This is a genomic window from Enterococcus sp. C74, assembly GCF_040887125.1.
Lineage (GTDB): Bacteria > Bacillota > Bacilli > Lactobacillales > Enterococcaceae > Enterococcus_B > Enterococcus_B hirae.
Window position 1 is genome coordinate 15281 of the sequence record NZ_JBFOFA010000013.1, and the last position, 20540, is coordinate 35820.

The window sequence follows — 20540 nt, forward strand, 5'->3', positions numbered from 1 at the left end:
ATAAAATAGTATTGATAAACGTCCATACTATAGGCTTTATAGGTACTGTCCGTTAGTGAAGTTTCAGGCAGTACCTATCTTTATTAATTTGGTATATAGATGTTATACTCAAGATGCAGTAAGGTAGCATTTTTTATTTGTTTTTGAAGTAATTTTCTGAGCTATGTTTACGCATAGCTTTTTTTATTCATAGTATATCATTTGATAAATTACCAATATATTAAATGAAGGGGGAGTGACTGAGTTGTTAGTAGAAGCTGTTCATGTTCAACCAGCACATGGAAGAATAAATGATTCCGTCTACTTAAAAAATAAGATATTTACTTTTCGTGTAGCTGAAAAATTAGAAAAAAAGCTTCAAAAGGGAATGCTTGTGTATTCTAAAGATGGTCAATTGGTTTATGTTAAAAATATAATTAGTGGTAGATCCGAAAAAGAAGAAAACGAGTATACTGCGATTATTAGTAAAATTTTTAACGAAAATCGTTCCTCGGGTGCTAGTAAGAATCAAACAGTCGTAGACAATTATCAGGAAACAAAAAAACAAGAACCTAAAAAACTATCTGTGAATGGAAACCATACGTATTTTCCAAAAACAAATGATAAAACGAATCGATGGGTGACTTTGATTGGAGGAATCGTTGTTATGAGTGGAATAGGATGTGCTATTTTAGCTAACAAAAGAGAGAAGTCACCAAATAAATTATTTGATGACTACGTGAAATGATATAGAGATTATAAAGTTTTAAGAATATTGGATGATACAAATATAACAAAAAAATAGTTTTAACCATTTCAAAAAATTTAAAATAAAAAGAAAAAGAAAAAATAAAAAAGATAGGTACTGCTCATTGATGAAGTTTCAAGCAGTACTTATCTTTTTCATTTGACATATAGATGTTATACTCAAGACGTAGTTACGATAGCATTTTTTATCTGTTTCTGAAACAATTTTAGGAGCTATGTTTGCGCATAGCTTTTTTTCATTCATAGCATATTCTTTGGTAAGTTGCCAATATATTTGATGAAGGGGAAGTGAATTAGTTGCTAGTAGAAGCTGTTTATGTTCAACCAGCACATGGAAGGATAAATGATTCCGTCTACTTAAAAAATAAGCAATTTACTTTTCGTGTAGCTGAAAAATTAGAAAAAAAGATTCAAAAGGGAATGCTTGTGTATTCTAAAGATGGTCAATTGGTTTATGTAAAAAACATAATTACTGGTAGATCTGAAGAAGAAGAAAATAAGTATACTGCGATTATTAGTAAAATTTTTAATAAAGCACCGAGTATTCTCCCTGTAAAAAAAGGAGATAAAATACGATTCATAAACAAAAAGACAATTTTTGAAGGGCTATTTTTAGAATTGAAAGATAAGACCTTACACAAAACCAAGCAAAAGGTTTATTTCAAAGTACCACCAACTATCTATAAGAAAATTGGCATAGGAGATATTGTGATCTTTTCTATTAAAGGTAAAAAGTACCATGTATTAATTATCCAAGTCTACAAACCAACAGAATTGGATAAAGAAGTATCTTTAATCAAACCGAAATTCAAACCATTCTTTTTAAAAAAAGCTGCGAAAGGCTTCAAAAAAACAGACTATATTACTATACCAAAGGAAGAGAATATTGTAACTTCTAATCAAAATCAACAAACAAATCGTAAACGTCCGTTTACGATAAGAAAAACAAGTCAATAAGATATTTTGAACCTCTCATGACTACGAGAGGTTCAATCGTACTTTCAATTTGAGATTGTAATACAATTGTATTACAATAGGTTTGAAAGGAAGTTGATAACTATGCCAGTAATCAGTATTCGAGTATCTAACGAAGAAAAAGATTTTCTTGAAAAAGTTGCTAACTTTAATGGAGACAATATTTCTGAATTTATGCGCAGTAATTCTTTACAATCAGCTGAGTCATTAGTAGACTTTGAAACCTATAAAAAACTAATGAAAGATCATGAGAAAAATGATCAAAGCATTTCTCATGAAGAAATGCTAAAAGAGTTAGGATTATAAGATGACCTATCAAGTACGATATGAACGAGAAGCGCAAAAAGCATTAAAAAAAATGGATAAATTTCAAGCAAAAGTTATCCTGAACTGGATTGAGAAAAATCTTGTTGGCACAGACGATCCAAGAAGACATGGGAAAGGACTAACAGCTAATAAATCAGGATATTGGAGATATAGAGTAGGTGCATATCGTATAATAGCTGATATTAGTGAGCAAGAAGTGACGATTCTTATCTTATCAATTGGTCATAGAAGCGAAATATATAAGTAATAGACATGTCGATATAATTTTGTTAAAGGGCCAGAAACTTAAAAGTTTCTGACCCTTTATTTTTTCTATATTCTGATATGTGTAACTTTTTTTCTAGAAGGAGCATGTAAAAAAGTCATTTGACATAGCTTGCACGACAACAGTAGGGACAGCCATAAAAATTGTTTAACGGATATTTCTTTTGGGCAGTAACCATAGCGGAATAGTAGGAAAGTTCAAAGCCTATTAGTACTCTATCTTGGCAACAGGCTAAAAACGGGCACTCATTCGTGTGAATGGCATGTCTAAAATGTTGATTGGTAAATTTCTCGAAGTAGTAGTAATACATTATTGTCACTCTCCTTTACAATCACAAATATAACAAATAAGAGAGTAATCACATTTCACACTTTTTACTTTTTTGATTATAAATCACGATCATTAAATCACGATTTTATGAACATTTTCTGCCTGATTATTTTTTATAAGAATAACCACATAAATGAATACATTGTATTTACTTACAACTTATATTATAATAGTAATAAATTAAATAGAGGAGTTTTTTTATGAAAACTAGACGACAAGGAAATGCAATTGTTTTAACTGTTCCAACTAAGTTCGGCATTAATGAAAATGTTGACTACTTAGCTGTTAAAGGAGACGATGATTCAATCACGTTTATCAAAAAACAAGCAAATATTTTTGATGCAGCAGCTGCTGCAGGTAAAAAAATCGATGCAAGTTCAGGATTCCCAGACGATAAACCCATTGGAAAGGAAATTCTTTAAAAAATGGATAAACCTAAAGAATTTCCTAAACAAGGGGAGATTATAACTATAAATTTCAATCCCAGTGCAGGACGAGAAATTCAAAAAAGACGACCAGCTCTAGTTGTAAGCACCGATAACTATAATCTAGTTACTGGATTGGTAGCTGTTTGCCCAATCACAAGCACCAAAAAAGAACATTTTATTCCACTAAATGAAAATCATCAGATAAAAGGTTATGTCAATGCTTTACAAGTAAAAACTTTAGACTATAAAGCACGCCACTGGAAAAAAATAGAAAAAGCAACATTGTCAGAACTTGGACAAGTAGCACAAACAATAAACATGATTTTTAGCTTTGATACTTTATTGGGAGAATAAAAAGCTCATCCTGCTACATAGGTGAGTTTTTTTCATTACTTATTAATCTCAAAAATATTAGATATATTTTCACTGAAGACCTATTAGCCTAGTAATATGATCAGAATTTTTAACATTGAATAATGACACAACTAACTGATTTATTCTATTGTAGTGTCCGTTAACTACTACATTATATTTTCCGTCCTCTAACATTAGCATCTTCGTCGCTAACTCTTTTTTGGCCACAATACAACAATAGGGTTTGTGAATAGTAGTTAACGTAAATCGGATCATTAGAGGATCATATTTATAACTCTTATTTTGTCTAATACTCCTACTAAATGTTCCACATTTCTCGCCCCTAATATAGTTTCATAATAATATCACTTATCACCATTAATTAGTTAACTACAGGACTAGTATAACTCACTTATATAATAGAAAAAATATAGCACTGCTGGAAACTTCTTTAACAAGCAGTACCTACAATAACAATTGAACATCTACTACTATTTATCTTATCACTAAATATAAATTATTATTTGCTTGTTTTTCTTATTGTAAACGGACGTTTACGATTTATTTGTTGCTTTTTATCAGAAGCTGCACTACTTTCTTCCCCTGATATAGTGATATAGTCTGTTTTTTTAAAGCCTTTCGCAACTTTTTTCAAAAAAAATGGTTTAAATTTCGGTTGAATGAAAGATACTTCTTTATTCAATTCTGTTGGTTTGTAGACTTGGATAATTAATACATGGTACTTTTTATCTTTAACAGAAAAGATCACAATATCTCCTATGCCAATTTTTTTATGAACAGTTGATGGTGCTTTGAAATAAACCTTTTGCTTGGTTTTGTGTAAGGTCTTATCTTTTAATTCTAAAAATAGCCCTTCAAAAATTGTCTTTTTGTTTATGAATCGTATTTTAGGTAACTTTTCTCCTTTTTTTACAGGGAGAATACTCGGTGTTTCATTAAAAATTTTACTAATAATCGCAGCATACTTATTTTCTTCTTCTTCGGATCTACCAGTAATTATGTTTTTTACATAAACCAATTGACCATCTTTAGAATACACAAGCATTCCCTTTAGAATCTTTTTTTCTAATTTTTCAGCTACACGAAAAGTAAATTTCTTATTTTTTAAGTAGACGGAATCATTTATTCTTCCATGTGCTGGTTGAACATGAACAGCTTCTACTAACAACTTATTCACTTCCTCTTCATTTAATATATTAGCAATTTATCAAATGATATGCTATTAATGAAAAAAGCTATGCGTAAACATAGCCCCTAAATTTGCTTCAGAAACAGACAAAAAATGCTATCGTAACTACGTCTTGAGTATAACATCTATATGTCAAATGAAAAAGATAAGTACTGCTTGAAACTTCATCAATGAGCAGTACCTATCTTTTTTATTTTTTCTTTTTCTTTTTATTTTATATTTTTTGAAATGGTTAAAACTATTTTTTTGTTATATTTGTATCATCCGATATTCTTAAAACTTTATAATCTCTATATCATTTCACGTAGTCATCAAATAATTTATTTGGTGACTTCTCTCTTTTAATATATTGGCAATTTATCAAAAAAACTACGATTTTCTGAACACTTTGTTTTAAAATAAGAGCTAAGAAAATCCACCAATTATTTTGAACGATGTTCTTAGCAATTAAACATTTATAGTTTCTGTCAAATAAAATTAAAAATTTATGCCATTTAAAAAGAAAAGTGACAGCTGTCATTTTTATGTAAGTGAATTATATCTTAATTTATCTATCATCCATACTTAGGAGTGAATCTATGGAAAAGCCATTCATCAAGTCATTGACTACTGTGGTGGTAGGTGCAGGTGCTATTGCGATCTGTTTGTTTGGATACCATATCAATAATCAGCGGCAACATCATCAACGGATCAATTACGCAGAATCTGCCATCACCAATCAAAAAGACACCGTGACCTCTTTATCAAAAGAAGTAGATAAGCTGTACAGTACAAAAGAAAAAATTTTCCTAAATCCTGAAATAACAGAAGAAACAGTTTCAAATTTGTCACATAAACTATCTTCTATCAAACTTTCGGCAGATGATTATGACATCAAGGAATCAGAATTACCTAAAGAAGCTGCTGCGATCTAAGAAGAAAAGAAAGCAGTCTTAACGCAGTTAGAGGATGCAGGATCAAAACTGAAGATCCAGACGGCTGTCAATAAATTATTTACTAAAAACGTATCAAACTGGCAGCAAGCTGTGGATGATGTCATCATCAAAGAAAAGTTGGCAAGTGCAGATGTCGCCCATGTACGTGAAAATATGAGCTTTTTTAAGGATAGTGCTTGGAAAACAGTCGTTATGCAATATCTAGGATTCGCTGATACCCAAATTGCACAAGTCACGCAACTAGATCAGCTATTCGATACGATGCTGAAAGACGGTCAAGTAACAGCTACTGCTACTTACGATCAATATTTGACCGCACTCAGTCTCATCGAACAGATCCGGAATGAAAAAATAAGAGCCGTATACGCGTCAAAAGCAGAAACAGTCGCTCAGCAAATGGGCTATAGCAATACGAGCTATTAATAAGCGAGAATTCAAGCAAGGCTAGCAAACGGAGGAAACTATGGCAAAACGAAGAAGAAAATCAAGAGGGAAAAAGATATTTCTAATTATTTTAGCAATTCTTGTCGTATTAGTATTAGCAATCGTAGGAGTAGGAGCAAAATTATATCTAGATCTCTCACATTCTATTGAAAAAACTTACGAATCAGTGGAACGAACCCAAGGAGAACGAACAAAACCAGTTGATCTGGACAAACAAGAATCCTTCTCTGTCCTATTGATGGGGATCGATACGGGAGATTTAGGACGGGTCGATCAAGGACGATCAGATACGATGATGGTTGCCACAGTCAGTCCTGAAGATAAACAGACAACGATTGTCAGCATTCCTCGGGATACGTATGTCGACATCGTTGGTCATGACACAAAAGACAAGATCAACCACGCTTACGCATTCGGCGGAGCTGCCATGGCAATGGATACCGTACAAAAATATGTAGACATCCCAATCGATCACTATGTTTCAATCAATATGAAAGGTCTAAAAGAACTCGTTGATGCAGTTGGTGGTATCGAAGTCAATAATGACCTCACCTTCTCACAAGATGGCTATGATTTTACGATCGGTAAAATCACATTGAACGGGGATCAGGCATTATCTTATTCTCGTATGCGTTATGAAGATCCAAACGGTGACTATGGTAGACAAGAGCGTCAAAGAAAGATCGTAGAAGGTGTAGCGAAAAAAGTATTGAGTCTAAACGGTGTCAGCAACTATCAATCCGTTTTGAATGCTCTAGAGTCGAATATGAAAACAGACATGAGCTTTGATGAAATGAAAAAGATTGCTTTAGATTATTGGGAGGCATTTGGTACGATCAAGCAAGATCAGCTGCAAGGAGAAGGCTTCATGCAAGACAATATCTCATACCAAAAAGTCAGCGATCAAGAACTTGACCGTGTGAAAAAAGAATTAAAAGATCAAATGAATCTAGAGAATAAATAGGAAAGTGGAGAAAAAATGGAAGAGACAATCAGCTTGAAAGAAATTTTTGAAACATTACGCAAACACGTGATAACAATCCTCATCTCAATGTTTGCTGGTTTGGCCATCTCAGGCATCGTGACGTTTTTCATCTTGACACCAAAATACAGCTCACAAGCCCAATTGATTGTGACAATGCCACAATCAGATACTGTAAATGTCAATGATGTCAATACGAACCTGCAAATGATCAATACGTATAAAGATATGATCGTCAGTGATCTAGTACTAAATGAAGTCAAAGATCGTTTAGAAACAGAAGACAATGTGAAAATGACTGCTGGACAAATCAAAGATGCCATCTCCGTCAATCAGTCACAAAATTCACAAATGTTCTCGATCCAAGCAACAAGCACAAATGCAGTGACGGCTCAACAAATCGCTAATACAACGTCACAAGTATTCCAAGAGAACGCCAAAGATGTGATGAATGTCGATAAAATCTCGATTATCTCAGGTGCAGTTGCCAATACGACACCTGTTTCGCCAAATAATAAATTGAATCTAGTGATTGGCTTAGTGTCAGGAATGATGGTAGGTGTAGGTCTAGCTTTCTTATTTGAATTACTCGACCGGACAGTAAAAGATGAAAAATATGTGACGGATACATTAGGCTTTCCAATCTTAGGGACTGTACCAGAAATGTCAGCGAAAGAATTGAATGCTGGTATCCGTAAAAAAGGAACAGCTCCGACACAACCAAAAGCTACAAACGATAAAACAGCGCCATCACGCAGAAGCCGCTCAAGAGTCTAGGAGGAAAGAAAAATGGCACGAACACAGAAACAAAAAGCAACCCAAACTCATGCAGTCAGTTTGGTCACACTAACAAACCCCTCTTCACTAATAGCCGAACAATATCGTACGATTCGGACGAATATCCAGTTTGCCTCCGCAGCTGGTCAGCAAATCAAAACGATTGTTGTGACTTCATCAGGACCTGAAGAAGGGAAATCTACCACTGCAGCAAACATTGCCGTTGTTTTTGCCAAATCTGGTCAACGGGTGCTGCTAGTCGATGCAGACTTACGTAAGCCCGTCATCTATAAAACGTTCAAGTTGAACAACGCAAGCGGATTAAGTACTGTCCTTAGTTCATCAGGAAGTGTAGCAGATGAGATCCAACGAACACCAGTCGACAATTTGTCGATTCTGCCAAGTGGACCTAAACCACCAAATCCATCAGAGTTACTAAGCTCGCCAAGAATGGATCAGATTTTAGCAGAAGCAAGACAACTATTTGATGTAGTGATCTTCGACATACCGCCAGTCGTTGTCGTAACAGATGCACAGATCATGTCTTCAAAAACGGATGGCACCTTATTGGTCGTACGGGAAAATACGTCACGTAAAGAATCATTGACTAAAGCAAAAGAACTGTTAGATATGGTACAAGCGCGAGTCCTTGGTGTTGTATACAATGGGGCAGAACACAGCAAAGATGCTGGCTATTACTACGGGAATTAAGAAATAAAAAGAGAGGAGACAAGAGAAATGATTGATCTACATTGCCATATCCTGCCAGGAATTGATGACGGAGCAGAAAACTTAGATGCCAGTATCGCCATGGCTGAAAAAGCGATTCAACAAGGGATCACACATATTTTATGCACACCCCATCACAATAATGGAAAATACAGCAATGAAAAATCACAAGTCATTTCTCTAGTCGCTTCGTTACAAGCAGAATTAGAAAAAAGACAATTGCCTTTGACGTTATTGGAAGGACAAGAAGTACGTATTACCGGAACACTGATTGAAGACATCCACCGAGATGAAATTTTATTTACAGATTTAGATGATACATATCTTCTAATCGAAATTCCGACACTGGAAGTGCCGTTATATGCAGAACGGCTCTTTTTTGAGTTGTTACAACTAGGAAAGACACCAGTGATCGTCCATCCAGAACGCAACGCGCATTTTCGTAAAGACCCGAATCATTTGCTTCCGTTTCTAGATATGGGATGTTTGGCCCAACTTACTGCGCCAAGTTATGTTGGTGTATTTGGCAAAGACATCCAGAAAACAGCCAAAACAATGGTCAAACATAATCTCGTGCAGATGGCTGCTTCTGATGCACACGGGGTCTCTAAGCGCACGTTTTACTTAAAAGAGTGCTATGAGCAGATTGCCAAGGACTTTGGTAAGGAAAAAGTAGTACAGATGAAACAAGTCGCAAAGGATCTGATCAACGGGGATGAGATCAGTTATCCAATCTATGAAGAGGTAAAAAAGAAGAAGTTTGGTTTATTTTAGGGGGAGTTAAAAAGTGTTTATATTAACAAGAAGAAGAAAAATTGCCACATTGGTTGTTGTGGACAGCTTGTTATTAATCGCTGCAAATATTGCAGCAGCTAAATTCATGAAGCCGTTTGTATCTATATCAATGGACCTTATTTTAATCTCTATCGGTTTGTCGATTGGTTTTTATTTATTTTATGGTAGTTTATTCAAAGTTTTCACTCGGATCAATCGCTATACAAATTTAAGAGAAATCATTGCAATTTTTAGTTCACTATCTGCAAGTGCTGCCTCAAGTATCCTCATACTGCTGTTCATTAATCGGCGATACAGTTTACGGTTAGTTATCTTTGCTTATCTGCTTTCGCTCTTATTGATCATCGCTAGCCGATTGATCTGGCGTATCTACATCGAAACAAAAAATATGAGATATGTATCAGCAGATTCTGCTAAAAATACCTTGATCGTTGGTGCTGGCGAAGGCGGGCGTATTTTATACAACAGCTTTCTTGGATCCAAAACAGCTCAAGATATCCACGTTGTCGGGTTTGTAGATGATGATCCAAATAAAAGAAATACGTATCTTTCAGGAAAAAAAGTATTAGGTGCATTAAAAGATATTCCGGAATTGATTGAAAAATATGACATTCAAATGGTAACGATCGCTATTCCTTCCTTATCAAGAAAAAAATTACGAAGAATCTTCGAGTTAGTCGAATCCGCTCGTGTGAAAGTCAACACGATGCCTTCTATAGAAGAACTTGCTTCAGGAAAAATTAGTGTATCAAAATTAAAAACAATTGACGTAGTGGATTTACTGGGAAGAGATGAGGTAAAGCTGGATATTGAATCCATCAAAGATCAGATCACAGACAAAGTCATTCTTGTCACCGGCGCAGGAGGATCGATCGGTTCAGAAATCTGTCGGCAAATCATTCAATTCAATCCTGCAAAGCTATTGCTTTTAGGACATGGGGAGAACTCGATCTACTTGATTGACCGTGAGTTACGCACGCATCATCAAAATTATCCTACAGAAATCGTACCGATCATCGCAGATATCCAAGATCGCGAGAAAATCAATGAGATCATGGAACAATATCATCCAGATATTGTCTACCATGCAGCTGCTCATAAACATGTACCACTGATGGAATATAATCCAAAAGAAGCAGTCAAAAACAATATTTTCGGTACAAAAAATGTAGCAGAAGCAGCTAAAGCAGCAAGAGTGAAAAACTTCGTCATGGTATCGACAGATAAAGCTAACAATCCTCCAAATGTCATGGGTTCAACAAAACGAATTGCTGAAATGATCGTGACTGGGTTGAATGAAGAAGGCTGTACGAAATTCTCAGCTGTCAGATTTGGGAATGTCCTTGGTTCTCGTGGTAGTGTGATCCCAGTATTCAGAGAACAAATTGCTCAAGGAGGGCCAGTCACCGTAACAGACTTTCGTATGACCCGATATTTCATGACGATTCCTGAAGCTAGTCGTTTAGTTATTCAATCTGGTGCATTAGCAAAAGGCGGCGAAATCTTTATTTTAGACATGAGCGAACCAGTGAAAATCGTAGATCTAGCCAAAAACATGATCCGATTGAGCGGATACAGCGAAGACGAGATCGAAATCATTGAAACAGGTATCCGTCCAGGGGAAAAACTATATGAAGAACTATTGTTAGATAAGGAAAGAAACGATGAAGCAGTTTACGAGAAGATCTTTGTGGGAAACATCAAAGGTTACTCCATGCAAACAGTGATGGATTTTGTCAAGAGCCTGCCGCAAGACGACGAACAATTGGCTAAAGAGATCGTCACTTTTGCAAATGCTTCAAATAAGTAGGGGGAAAATATAAATGAATAAATTAGAAAAACGTCAGATACCATTTTCACCGCCAGATATTACTGATTTAGAAATAAAAAACGTTGTAGAAGTATTAAAATCTGGATGGATAACTACGGGACCAAAGACAAAAGAATTAGAAAAAAAAATTACAAAGTGGTTAGGAACTTCTAAAGTAGTTTGTTTAAATTCACAAACTGCTGCTGCAGAAACAGGGTTACGTTTGCTGGGAATAGGAGAAAATGATGAGGTTATCGTCCCAGCTTATACTTATTCTGCCAGTGCATCGGTGGTATGCCACATAGGCGCGAACCTAGTTTTAGTAGACTGTCAACAAGATTCTTTGGAGATGGATTACGATGCATTAGAAGCAGCAATTACGGAGAAGACAAAAGTGATTATTCCTGTTGATCTTGGTGGTATACCTTGTGACTACGACCGTATTTTTGAGATTGTGGAGAAAAAAAGAAATTTATTTCAACCTAGTAATGAGATTCAGAAAGCTTATGGTCGTATAATTGTTATGGCAGATTCTGCTCATGCGTTTGGAGCTAATTGGCATGATCATATGGTTGGTAATGTTGCTGATTTGACAACTTTTTCATTTCATGCTGTTAAGAATTTTACAACTGCAGAAGGTGGAGCTTTAGTATGGAAAGAGCACGAAAAACTAGATAATAAGGCAATGTATAATCAATGCCAGTTGCTTTCTTTGCATGGACAGTCAAAAGATGCACTTGCTAAAACACAGTTGGGTGCATGGGAGTACGATATTGTAGGTCCATGGTACAAATGCAATATGACAGACGTAACTGCTGCAATTGGTTTAGCTCAGTTCGAGCGTTATCCTAGACTGCTTGCAAAACGTAAAGACATCATTGCAAAATATGATGATTCGTTTAAGCCGATTGGGATTGAGGTACTGAATCATTATACAGACAAATACCAGAGTTCCGGTCATCTATACATCACACGCATTCCAGAAATCACACCGGAGCAAAGAAATGAAATTATCATTAGGATGGCAGAGAGAGGAATTGCTTGTAATGTACATTATAAGCCACTGCCAATGCACACTGCATATAAGAAACTTGGATTTGACATTAAGAATTATATGAATGCTTATGCGCATTTTGCTAATGAAATCACACTGCCACTTCATACAAAACTGACGGATGAAGAGATTGCATATGTAATCGATAACTATAGTGACATTGTGAAGGAATATATTTAAACAAAAATAAAGGAGAGCATCATATGTATATTGTTATGGGGGCATCCAGTTTTATTGGTGTTTATACTGTTGCTGAATTTTTAAAACAAGGAGAACAGGTAATTGTTACTGGTAGAAATAACAAGTTTAAAGAACATTATGATAAACTTGGAGTTCAATACATTAATTTAAATTTAACCCATAAGGAAGATTTTGAGCAGCTTCCGAAGGAAGGTATAGATGGAGTGATTCTCCTGAGCGGTCTGCTCCCGGCAAATGCACAGGTGAATTTAGATGAAGATGAAAATGCAGATGAATATTTTGCTGTCAACACTATTGGAACAATTAATGTACTTGAGTATTGTAGAAGAAACAGAATAAACAGAATTATTTCAAACTGTTCATATGCAGATGTTAGAGGCGCATGGGGAAAGAAAATAATTACCGAAGACGAACCACGCGATTTTATATATACAGGTGATCACGCTGTGTATGTATTTTCAAAGAACGCCGCTAATGATGCTATGGAGTACTATAATCAGCAGCACGGCATGAAAAATGCCTGGTTTAGATTTCCACCTGTATATGGAGTAGGACCTCATGATTGTTTTTACATTAATGGAACACTGAAGAAATCAGGATTGAAAAAATTTATTGATAATGCATCAGTGGGTGATGATATTTGTATCTTTGGTGACCCAAATCTTAGCCGTGATGTTGTATATGTTAAAGATGTAGCTCATGCATATTATTTAGCTATGAAAAGTGAGCATACATATGGTCTGTATAACATGACATCCGGTCGTGGTGTTACACTGCAAGAACAGGCAGAGATTATTGCAGAGTTGTGGGCTCCAAGCAAGGAGAAAAAATCTAAGATCACTTATAGACCTGAAGTGGTTAATAACACTCCTTCATATATATTCTCTATGGATAAAGCAAAGCGTGATTTTGGATTTGTTCCCCAATATGCAGACTTTAAAGTTATGATGATAGATTATAAAAAAGATTTAGATTCCAATAAATATCAGGAGCTCTTCCATTATGTTAAATAATAAAATGACTCCAGCAGGGAGTATAGGATATAGATTTATAAAAAGAAGTTTCGATATTGTTTGTTCTACAATATTGTTAATTCCGGTAGGAATTGTAATTGGTTTTTCTTCAATTTTCATCAAAAAGGAAGATCACGGGCCGATATTTTATATGGCCAATAGAACAGGTAGATATGGAAAAACATTTAAGATGTTTAAGTTGCGTTCTATGAAAGTAAATGCTCCAGATATACGTCTTGCTGATGGCTCCACATATAATGGAGACGATGATCCTCGCGTAACTAAGTTTGGAAAATTTGCAAGGAAAACGAGTATAGATGAATTACCGCAGATTATTAATATTTTTAAGGGAGATATGACATTTATAGGCCCTCGTCCAGATACCCCTGTAGGATCAGCTGCTTATACATATGAGGAGAAGATTATTCTTAGAGTACGCCCTGGTGTTACTGGATATAATCAGGCTGTAAATAGAAATTCAGTCTTAACAAAAGAAAAACTGAAAAATGATATTTACTATGTTAAGCATATATCGCTTTGGTTTGATATAAAGATAGTATTCATGACTATAGTTACAGTTCTGGGCCACAAAAATGTTAATAGAATAGATGCTACAACAGATAATACCTATGTTCTCAATGAAGATGGAAGTAAAACAGAAAATATTTCGGAGGTTAAATAATGCATAAAAGAATAATGATTTTGGGTGCGAGTATCCTTCAGCTTCCTGCCATTGAGAAGGCATTAGAAATGGGATTACAGGTTGTTGGAGTCGATATGAATCCAGAAGCAATAGGATTGCAGGTTGAAGGAGTTATTCCTGAAATAATAAGTACAATAGATATCCCAGCCGTTGTGGAAGCCGCAAAAAGACATAAGATAGATGGTGTTATGACATTGGCAAGCGATATGCCAATGAGAACCGTAGCTGCTGTGGCCAAGGAATTGGATCTAATTGGGATTACCAGTGATACAGCTCTGAGAGTGACTAACAAAGCTGAAATGCGAAAAGTACTTAAAGAACATAATGTATCGATTCCGGAGTTTTATAAAGTTTCGAATGAAGTGGAATATGAGAAAGCTATTTTATCATTACAATTTCCAATTATAGTAAAGCCTGCTGATAATTCTGGTAGTAGAGGAATTTTTAAATTGGAAAGTGGGGAAGATATTGAGCTGATTCAAGCGGCTTACAAGTACAGCAAGGAATTTTCTAGAAATGGAGATGTAGTGGTCGAGGAATGGATGGAAGGACCAGAAGTTAGCGTAGAAACACTTACAATCGACGGTACATGTCATGTGATTCAGATCACAGATAAGATTACAACTGGCTCCCCACATTTTGTGGAGATGGGTCATACACAGCCAACAAAACTTTCTGATTCGACTTCTGAACAAATAAAGATAGTAGCTAAATCCGCTAATAAAGCATTAGGAATTACAAACGGCCCGTCGCATACAGAAATTATTGTAACGAAAAGTGGCCCTAAGATTGTAGAACTTGGTGCAAGACTAGGCGGTGATTATATTACAACACATTTAGTGACGCTGTCAACAGGAGTCAATATGGTGGAGTGTTGTATTAGAATAGCGTTGGGAGAGAAACCAGATATAACTCCTAAGTTTGCTAAGGGTAGCGCAATAAGATATTTCAATCAAACAGCAGGAGTTATAAAGAACATATACGGTGTTGAGGATGCTAATCGTATGGAAGGTATTCAACAAGTTAGTATTACTCATGGTATTGGTGAAACGATAACACAGATTGACAGTAGTACAGCGAGAATGGGATTTGTGATTGCACAGGGGGATAGTGCGGAAGAGGCAGCTCGAATGTGCAACGGTGCAATGAGTAAAATAAAAGTAGAGATGGAATAAGAATATGAAAAAAGCAGTGATAGTTACTCCGTTTGATAATTATAGTTACAACGTTAGAATTAAATTTGTAGAGGAGTATCTTCAGAAAATTGGATATAACGTAAAAATTCTTTCTTCTGATTTTGATCATAGAAATAAGGAAAAGTATCAAAACAATCGAAAAGGATTAGAATTGCTGAAGGTGCCGGAATATAGGCGAAATTTATCACTTTCAAGAATTCAATCCCATAGGATATTTGCAAGAAAAAGCGTAAAGAGAGCCCTGCAATTGCAACCGGATTTGTTGTATGTTAGTGGGCCTCCGAATTTCCTTTTTAAATATTTTGCCACTAACAAAAGTAGTTTTAAAGGAACAAAGCTCATATTTGAACTCGGTGATATGTGGCCAGAAACAATGCCAATAAATGGAAAAAAGAAAACTTTATTTAAGTTTCCAATGAAGATATGGGCTTCATTAAGAGATAAATACATTGCAAAGGCTGATTTTACAATATTTGAATGCGATTTATTTAAAGAGTTAGTAAACACTAATATAAAGGAGATTAAAGGCGGTACCATATATTTATGTAAAGATGGTACAACAATGGAATTGCCTAAAGAACAAATTTCGAATGAATGTATAGAACTAGTTTATGTTGGATCTATCAATAATATAATTGATGTTGATTTGATAGTAGAAATCTCAAAAAAAATAGCGGTAAAGAAAAAGACAATAGTACACATTATTGGCGATGGTGAACAACGTCAAGATTTAATTTCTGAGTTAAGTGGAAAAAATATTGAAGTCAATTATCATGGAATAGTTTATGATGAGGTTGAAAAATCTAAAATATACAGTAGATGCAGTTTTGCTTTTAATATTATGAAAGAAACCGTATGTGTTGGTCTGACAATGAAAAGTATAGATTATTTTGAAGCAGGATTACCTTTGATAAATAATATTTCAGGCGATACACATGATTTAGTGGTAAACAATAGATGTGGATATAATGTTGATAGGAAGAATTTGGATACTGTTGTAGAAAAAATATGTGCGGTTTCAATGGACGAAGTAAGGAATATGAAAAAAGCCTCTAGAGATATGTATGATAAATATTTTAGTAAGACAGCATTTGAAAAGCAATTTGAGGAAATGATGAGTAAGTTATAATACAGAGGTGTCGAGATGAAAAAAATATTGATTTTTAACGGTTGGTATTTACCGTCTAAGCGATGTGGTGGACCGGTAACAAGTATTAGAAATACTGTTGAGGCGTGTAGTGATGAATTTCAGTTTTATATTGTTGCGTTAAATCATGATTTTGGTGACAACATAGAGTTTCCTAATATTCAAAAAGGATGGAACCAGGTAGGTAAAGCGAAAGTTCTGTATGTCCCAGATAAATATTTTGATTTTAATATGAATCATCTTGAAAAGCTGTTTACTGATCTAAAACCAGATCTAGTGTGGTTTTCTGGTATTCTTCATCCAGAAATCAAGCTTTATACGATGCGGTTGAGTAGGAAACTAAATTTTCCTGTATTGTTTTCTCCACGTGGAGAGGTTAGTCGAGATAGAGTTACAAATCTGAAAGCATATAAAAAAGTACCATATTTATTTTTAGCTAGGCGCTTAGGATTTTATAAAGGAGCATGGTTTCATGCTACCAGCGATGATGAATTTGAAGGCTTAAAATATTATATAGGTGCTCCAGCAGATAGAATTTCATATGTTAGGAATATACCGGTAATGCCGGATAATTATAGGGATGACTATGAAAAAAAATCCGGAGAAATTCGAATAGTATTTATATCAAGAATCCATGAAGTGAAAAACTTAAAATTTGCAGTGGAAGTAGCAACCAAAGTTAAAAATTATAACGTTATTTTTGATGTTTACGGACCAAAAGAGTCACAGGATTATTGGGATGAATGTGAGGAAATAGGGAAAAATGCTCCCACTAATGTGAAGTTAAATTATTGTCGAGTACTTGCTCCAGACGAAGTAGGAAGCACATTTAAGAAGTATGATTGTTTCTTATTTCCGACAATTAATGAAAATTATGGTCATGTTATAGCAGAATCCTTAGCTAATGGTTGTCCGGTGATTTTAAGTAAGGGAACAACTCCTTGGGATGATTTGGATAATATAGCAGGATATGTATGTAACCTTGGGGATGAAGAAGCGTTTGTTGAAGCTATAGGTAAAATAGCAGTATTAAATACCCAAGAGTTTAACTCATTATCAAATAATACGGTTGAGTATTACAAGAAGAAGATTGCCGAGGATGATGCAATTAAAGGTCATATAGATATGTTTAATCGAATTATAAGCTCTTAAGAAAAGGAATTAAATTTATTATGATAAAATTTATTGGAATATTATTAGGCCTGTTTTTTTTATTAATGTTATATATCTATTACCAAAAAGAAAAAGATTTTTTAGAGCCAAAGGTTTTGTTTTTGATATTGGAATTTATTTCTTACGTTCCTGGAATGATTCTGTTTACATCAGAATCATCTATAGAATTTACGGTTGCGGGATGTATGAAGGTGATGTTATTTGAATTAATATATGTTTTTTCAGCATTAGCAGGCATTAATTTATCGAGGAAGATATTTGTAGCGGAGAAAAACAAGGTATATGATATTCCACTAATTAATATTATTATATTTTTTGCGATCGGTTTTGGGGCGAAAATATTGGTTATCCTCAAGTTAGGTGGACTCTCATTTGTAATTCAAAACGGACAGCTTGCATACTTGATGCAATCCCATGGATATGGAATATATACTATGTTTTATAAATTTATGGTTGTTGCAATACTAGCAATGTTTGAAAAATTCGTCATTCACAAAGAACGAAGAGTATATAAAGTACTGTTGATTGTAATGATCTCTTTATACGCATTATCTTTTCTTATCTATACAAGCCGGACTCCAGCGTTTATTGTAGTATTGATTACTTTTTTTATATATAATTTTGAGATTCGAAGAATGAATTTATCAAGAGTGCTAAATTTAAGAGTTATTTTAGTAGTAGTATTACTTGTATTTTTGGCATATACAGCAACATTGAGTAGGACTGAGAATTCAAATAAAGTAAGTCAGTCCATGTGGGAAGATTTATTTTATAACTATACTAATGTCGGTCGTGATATCAAAGTTTATGATTACTTTTCTGATCATGAAAAATGGCTAGGAAAAGGATATCTTAATATTATTCCTTCTTTAATTCCAGGAACTAAATCGAAACCAAGTACGGATGATGGAATTTATTTAGTCAATATTATAAGAGGAAACGATATAGACATTAATGCCAACAGTGACGAATTGCCGAGTCAGACAGGAAGTGTACCATTTACAACTCCAGGATATATGTATGCCAATTTTGGTTTTGTTGGGGTTTTATTAGGAGGTATAATAGAAGGATTTCTTATAGGATTATCATATAAGAAAATGCAAAAAAACAAAAATGCATTTAATGTAGCTATATATTTCTATATGATATATTCTTTTGGTTTATCTACGGGAAGAATGGTGCCCACAATGATTTCCATTATCTTTATATGGTTATTTAAAAAAGTCATAAACATCAGAGTGAAAGTATATAGGTGAATTCAATAATGAACGAACGTAAAGTCGAATTAGATATATTAAAAGGCATTGGCATTATTTTTATGATAATGGGACATATTGAATATGGGGATATATTTAATAAACTTATCTATGGATTTCATATGGTTTTGTTTATATGTGTATCTGGATTTTTATATAAAGATTACAATGGATCCGTGAAATCATGGCTAAGAAAAAAAGGCAGAAGTTTACTGGTTCCATATTTGACCTTTGGTGCTCTATTTTTAGCAATTTCTTTAACTCAAGGTGTTTTGGGAATGGAACCGTTGGAAGATTTTAAATCTCATTTCATTAATTTTCTATGGATAAATACAGATGGCTTGGCTGTTGCGGGAGCGATATGGTATTTGACAGCTATTTTTATTATAGAATTTCTTTTCTTTTCGTTAAATAAAAAAGTTAAGAATAGAGTGATTAAAGTGGGGGTGATTCTAGTAATTTTTATATTAGGAATTATACTCGGAAATTTTGGGATAAGGTTACCATGGGCGATAGATGTGTCATTCGTTGGTTTGTTTTTCTATAGCATTTCAGTTTATTTGAAAAAATATGAAAGAAACTTAAAAAACATAAAAACATATGACATTTCTATATTATTAGTATTAGGAGTATGTTGTATACTTTTCAATGATGATGTTAATCTCAGGATGGGAAATTATGGGAATCCATTTTTGTTTGTCACTGGGTCACTTCTGACGGTGTTCGTAATATATAGATTGGCATTAAAGATATCTAAATATAAAAATATATTTGTAAATGAGATATCTTATATTGGAAAAAAAAGCTTAGTATATCTATGCTTGAATGAATTTGTGCTATTCTTTTTGAAAAGATTGATTATAAATACAAGTTCTGAGTTTATAGAGCTTATTAGTAGAATTGTAGTTTTGTTAATTACATTATTAGTACTCCATATAATTGATATCATTCTAGAAAAAACACCATTCAGAATAATGCTAGGAAAAGTGTATTGATCAAAACGCAGAAGGAGAAATAACAATTTATTATTAGATATGTGGGAATGATGAATCAAAAAGTTAATGAATGGAGAATTATAGGATAAATACTAGTATAAAAAAACTGCTATTAAATATGTTGCATCAAATTTTAAGCATGGTTCCCCCATTTATTACGAGACCATATGTATCCAGAATATTAGGGCCAGATGAAATTGGATACAGATTATGGAAAGTCAATTCAGGAGTGAAGCATTCAAAATATATAAATTTTTAGAAAAAGACAGAATGTCAATAGACTAGACAATTATTGAAGGACATGTCTAAAGATAAGAGCAGCACAAAAAAAGAAATCAAAAATAAAAAAACATGGACAGTTTGCTTACATTGCAAAGCAAAGTAGAAATCAATTATAGATGTTGTACGTGTGTATGGTACACATTCAATAGAGGGCATATACAGGGGAGATTCTGATGATAGGTTCGTGAAACGAGTTGGGGTATATCTTGATGAAATAGTAGGAACAACATTGAACAGGTTAATGCAATACCATAAAATTACGTAGAGCACGGTTTAAATAAAGAACCAGAGAAAGAGCCAACGATTACTTATTACGTCACAGAGCATCCATCTAATAAGAGTGGTAAATAAAGGATTATGTATAGAAATATCTTGAAATTAAGTCTGAAATGTATTAATGACGAAAACGGAT

Annotated in this window: 20 protein-coding genes and 2 pseudogenes; 20 read left to right on the forward strand and 2 right to left on the reverse strand. The window is 34.1% G+C overall.

Going from position 1 to position 20540, the window contains the following annotated elements:
- The first annotated feature begins 244 nt into the window (after nt 1-244).
- The 6 genes from AB3H93_RS12960 to AB3H93_RS12985 all read left to right on the forward strand — a co-directional run bounded on the left by AB3H93_RS12960 (nt 245) and on the right by AB3H93_RS12985 (nt 3426).
- Complete coding sequence (locus tag AB3H93_RS12960; RefSeq protein WP_229065697.1) at nt 245-727, forward strand: LPXTG cell wall anchor domain-containing protein; 483 nt, start codon at nt 245-247, stop codon at nt 725-727.
- Nucleotides 728-1044: 317 nt separating this feature from the next.
- Nucleotides 1045-1704 (forward strand): hypothetical protein, encoded by a 660-nt coding sequence (locus AB3H93_RS12965; protein WP_368020668.1) that lies wholly within the window; start codon nt 1045-1047, stop codon nt 1702-1704.
- A gap of 102 nt (nt 1705-1806) precedes the next feature.
- Nucleotides 1807-2028, forward strand: a complete 222-nt coding sequence (gene relB / locus AB3H93_RS12970) for a type II toxin-antitoxin system RelB family antitoxin (RefSeq protein WP_096708555.1) — start codon at nt 1807-1809, stop codon at nt 2026-2028.
- 1 nt (nt 2029) lies between these two features.
- Nucleotides 2030-2296: a type II toxin-antitoxin system RelE/ParE family toxin gene (locus AB3H93_RS12975; protein ID WP_161440314.1), complete on the forward strand. Its 267-nt coding sequence runs from the start codon at nt 2030-2032 to the stop codon at nt 2294-2296.
- 548 nt (nt 2297-2844) lie between these two features.
- Nucleotides 2845-3066, forward strand: coding sequence for a hypothetical protein (locus AB3H93_RS12980; RefSeq protein WP_010738575.1), 222 nt, complete (start codon nt 2845-2847; stop codon nt 3064-3066).
- Between the two features lie 3 nt (nt 3067-3069).
- Entirely contained in the window at nt 3070-3426 is a 357-nt protein-coding gene (locus AB3H93_RS12985; RefSeq protein ID WP_368020669.1) for a type II toxin-antitoxin system PemK/MazF family toxin, read from the forward strand.
- Between the two features lie 69 nt (nt 3427-3495).
- Here AB3H93_RS12985 and AB3H93_RS12990 read toward each other — a convergent pair.
- Nucleotides 3496-3758: pseudogene (locus AB3H93_RS12990) on the reverse strand (hypothetical protein).
- Nucleotides 3759-3946: 188 nt separating this feature from the next.
- Nucleotides 3947-4624 (reverse strand): hypothetical protein, encoded by a 678-nt coding sequence (locus AB3H93_RS12995; RefSeq protein ID WP_368020670.1) that lies wholly within the window; start codon nt 4622-4624, stop codon nt 3947-3949.
- Nucleotides 4625-5214: 590 nt separating this feature from the next.
- Between AB3H93_RS12995 and AB3H93_RS13000 the strand changes: the two are divergent.
- From AB3H93_RS13000 to AB3H93_RS13065, 14 genes and pseudogenes are all read left to right on the forward strand, one after another.
- Nucleotides 5215-5994: pseudogene (locus tag AB3H93_RS13000) on the forward strand (hypothetical protein).
- A gap of 40 nt (nt 5995-6034) precedes the next feature.
- Nucleotides 6035-6979, forward strand: coding sequence for an LCP family protein (locus AB3H93_RS13005; protein ID WP_136771186.1), 945 nt, complete (start codon nt 6035-6037; stop codon nt 6977-6979).
- Nucleotides 6980-6994: 15 nt separating this feature from the next.
- Nucleotides 6995-7774, forward strand: coding sequence for a YveK family protein (locus tag AB3H93_RS13010; RefSeq protein ID WP_252711026.1), 780 nt, complete (start codon nt 6995-6997; stop codon nt 7772-7774).
- Between the two features lie 12 nt (nt 7775-7786).
- Nucleotides 7787-8485 (forward strand): CpsD/CapB family tyrosine-protein kinase, encoded by a 699-nt coding sequence (locus tag AB3H93_RS13015; RefSeq protein WP_136771184.1) that lies wholly within the window; start codon nt 7787-7789, stop codon nt 8483-8485.
- Nucleotides 8486-8512: 27 nt separating this feature from the next.
- Nucleotides 8513-9277: a tyrosine-protein phosphatase gene (locus AB3H93_RS13020; protein WP_368020671.1), complete on the forward strand. Its 765-nt coding sequence runs from the start codon at nt 8513-8515 to the stop codon at nt 9275-9277.
- A gap of 13 nt (nt 9278-9290) precedes the next feature.
- Entirely contained in the window at nt 9291-11108 is a 1818-nt protein-coding gene (locus AB3H93_RS13025; protein WP_252711028.1) for a polysaccharide biosynthesis protein, read from the forward strand.
- A 13-nt stretch (nt 11109-11121) separates the two neighbouring features.
- Nucleotides 11122-12342 carry a DegT/DnrJ/EryC1/StrS aminotransferase family protein gene (locus tag AB3H93_RS13030; RefSeq protein WP_010738106.1) on the forward strand — a complete coding sequence of 407 codons (1221 nt, stop codon included), beginning with the start codon at nt 11122-11124 and terminating at the stop codon, nt 12340-12342.
- A 23-nt stretch (nt 12343-12365) separates the two neighbouring features.
- Complete coding sequence (locus tag AB3H93_RS13035) at nt 12366-13376, forward strand: NAD(P)-dependent oxidoreductase (RefSeq protein WP_136771181.1); 1011 nt, start codon at nt 12366-12368, stop codon at nt 13374-13376.
- Nucleotides 13366-14058: a sugar transferase gene (locus tag AB3H93_RS13040; RefSeq protein ID WP_136771180.1), complete on the forward strand. Its 693-nt coding sequence runs from the start codon at nt 13366-13368 to the stop codon at nt 14056-14058. Before AB3H93_RS13035 ends, AB3H93_RS13040 begins: the two co-directional genes overlap by 11 nt.
- A complete protein-coding gene (locus AB3H93_RS13045; protein WP_368020672.1) occupies nt 14058-15254 on the forward strand; it encodes an ATP-grasp domain-containing protein in 1197 nt (398 codons plus the stop codon). Before AB3H93_RS13040 ends, AB3H93_RS13045 begins: the two co-directional genes overlap by 1 nt.
- Before the next feature lie 4 nt (nt 15255-15258).
- Nucleotides 15259-16404: a glycosyltransferase gene (locus AB3H93_RS13050; protein WP_002323845.1), complete on the forward strand. Its 1146-nt coding sequence runs from the start codon at nt 15259-15261 to the stop codon at nt 16402-16404.
- A 15-nt stretch (nt 16405-16419) separates the two neighbouring features.
- Nucleotides 16420-17574: a glycosyltransferase family 4 protein gene (locus AB3H93_RS13055; RefSeq protein ID WP_002323846.1), complete on the forward strand. Its 1155-nt coding sequence runs from the start codon at nt 16420-16422 to the stop codon at nt 17572-17574.
- 20 nt (nt 17575-17594) lie between these two features.
- Nucleotides 17595-18851, forward strand: coding sequence for an O-antigen polymerase (locus AB3H93_RS13060; RefSeq protein ID WP_002323847.1), 1257 nt, complete (start codon nt 17595-17597; stop codon nt 18849-18851).
- 8 nt (nt 18852-18859) lie between these two features.
- Nucleotides 18860-19846 carry an acyltransferase family protein gene (locus tag AB3H93_RS13065; RefSeq protein ID WP_010738101.1) on the forward strand — a complete coding sequence of 329 codons (987 nt, stop codon included), beginning with the start codon at nt 18860-18862 and terminating at the stop codon, nt 19844-19846.
- Nucleotides 19847-20540: the final 694 nt, after the last annotated feature.

Coding starts and splice junctions, on each gene's coding strand:
- relB (WP_096708555.1), top strand. CDS start 1,807: ATGCCAGTAATCAGTATTCGAGTATCTAACGAAGAAAAAGATTTTCTT.
- AB3H93_RS12975 (WP_161440314.1), top strand. CDS start 2,030: ATGACCTATCAAGTACGATATGAACGAGAAGCGCAAAAAGCATTAAAA.
- AB3H93_RS12980 (WP_010738575.1), top strand. CDS start 2,845: ATGAAAACTAGACGACAAGGAAATGCAATTGTTTTAACTGTTCCAACT.
- AB3H93_RS12985 (WP_368020669.1), top strand. CDS start 3,070: ATGGATAAACCTAAAGAATTTCCTAAACAAGGGGAGATTATAACTATA.
- AB3H93_RS13005 (WP_136771186.1), top strand. CDS start 6,035: ATGGCAAAACGAAGAAGAAAATCAAGAGGGAAAAAGATATTTCTAATT.
- AB3H93_RS13010 (WP_252711026.1), top strand. CDS start 6,995: ATGGAAGAGACAATCAGCTTGAAAGAAATTTTTGAAACATTACGCAAA.
- AB3H93_RS13015 (WP_136771184.1), top strand. CDS start 7,787: ATGGCACGAACACAGAAACAAAAAGCAACCCAAACTCATGCAGTCAGT.
- AB3H93_RS13020 (WP_368020671.1), top strand. CDS start 8,513: ATGATTGATCTACATTGCCATATCCTGCCAGGAATTGATGACGGAGCA.
- AB3H93_RS13030 (WP_010738106.1), top strand. CDS start 11,122: ATGAATAAATTAGAAAAACGTCAGATACCATTTTCACCGCCAGATATT.
- AB3H93_RS13035 (WP_136771181.1), top strand. CDS start 12,366: ATGTATATTGTTATGGGGGCATCCAGTTTTATTGGTGTTTATACTGTT.
- AB3H93_RS13040 (WP_136771180.1), top strand. CDS start 13,366: ATGTTAAATAATAAAATGACTCCAGCAGGGAGTATAGGATATAGATTT.
- AB3H93_RS13045 (WP_368020672.1), top strand. CDS start 14,058: ATGCATAAAAGAATAATGATTTTGGGTGCGAGTATCCTTCAGCTTCCT.
- AB3H93_RS13050 (WP_002323845.1), top strand. CDS start 15,259: ATGAAAAAAGCAGTGATAGTTACTCCGTTTGATAATTATAGTTACAAC.
- AB3H93_RS13055 (WP_002323846.1), top strand. CDS start 16,420: ATGAAAAAAATATTGATTTTTAACGGTTGGTATTTACCGTCTAAGCGA.
- AB3H93_RS13060 (WP_002323847.1), top strand. CDS start 17,595: ATGATAAAATTTATTGGAATATTATTAGGCCTGTTTTTTTTATTAATG.
- AB3H93_RS13065 (WP_010738101.1), top strand. CDS start 18,860: ATGAACGAACGTAAAGTCGAATTAGATATATTAAAAGGCATTGGCATT.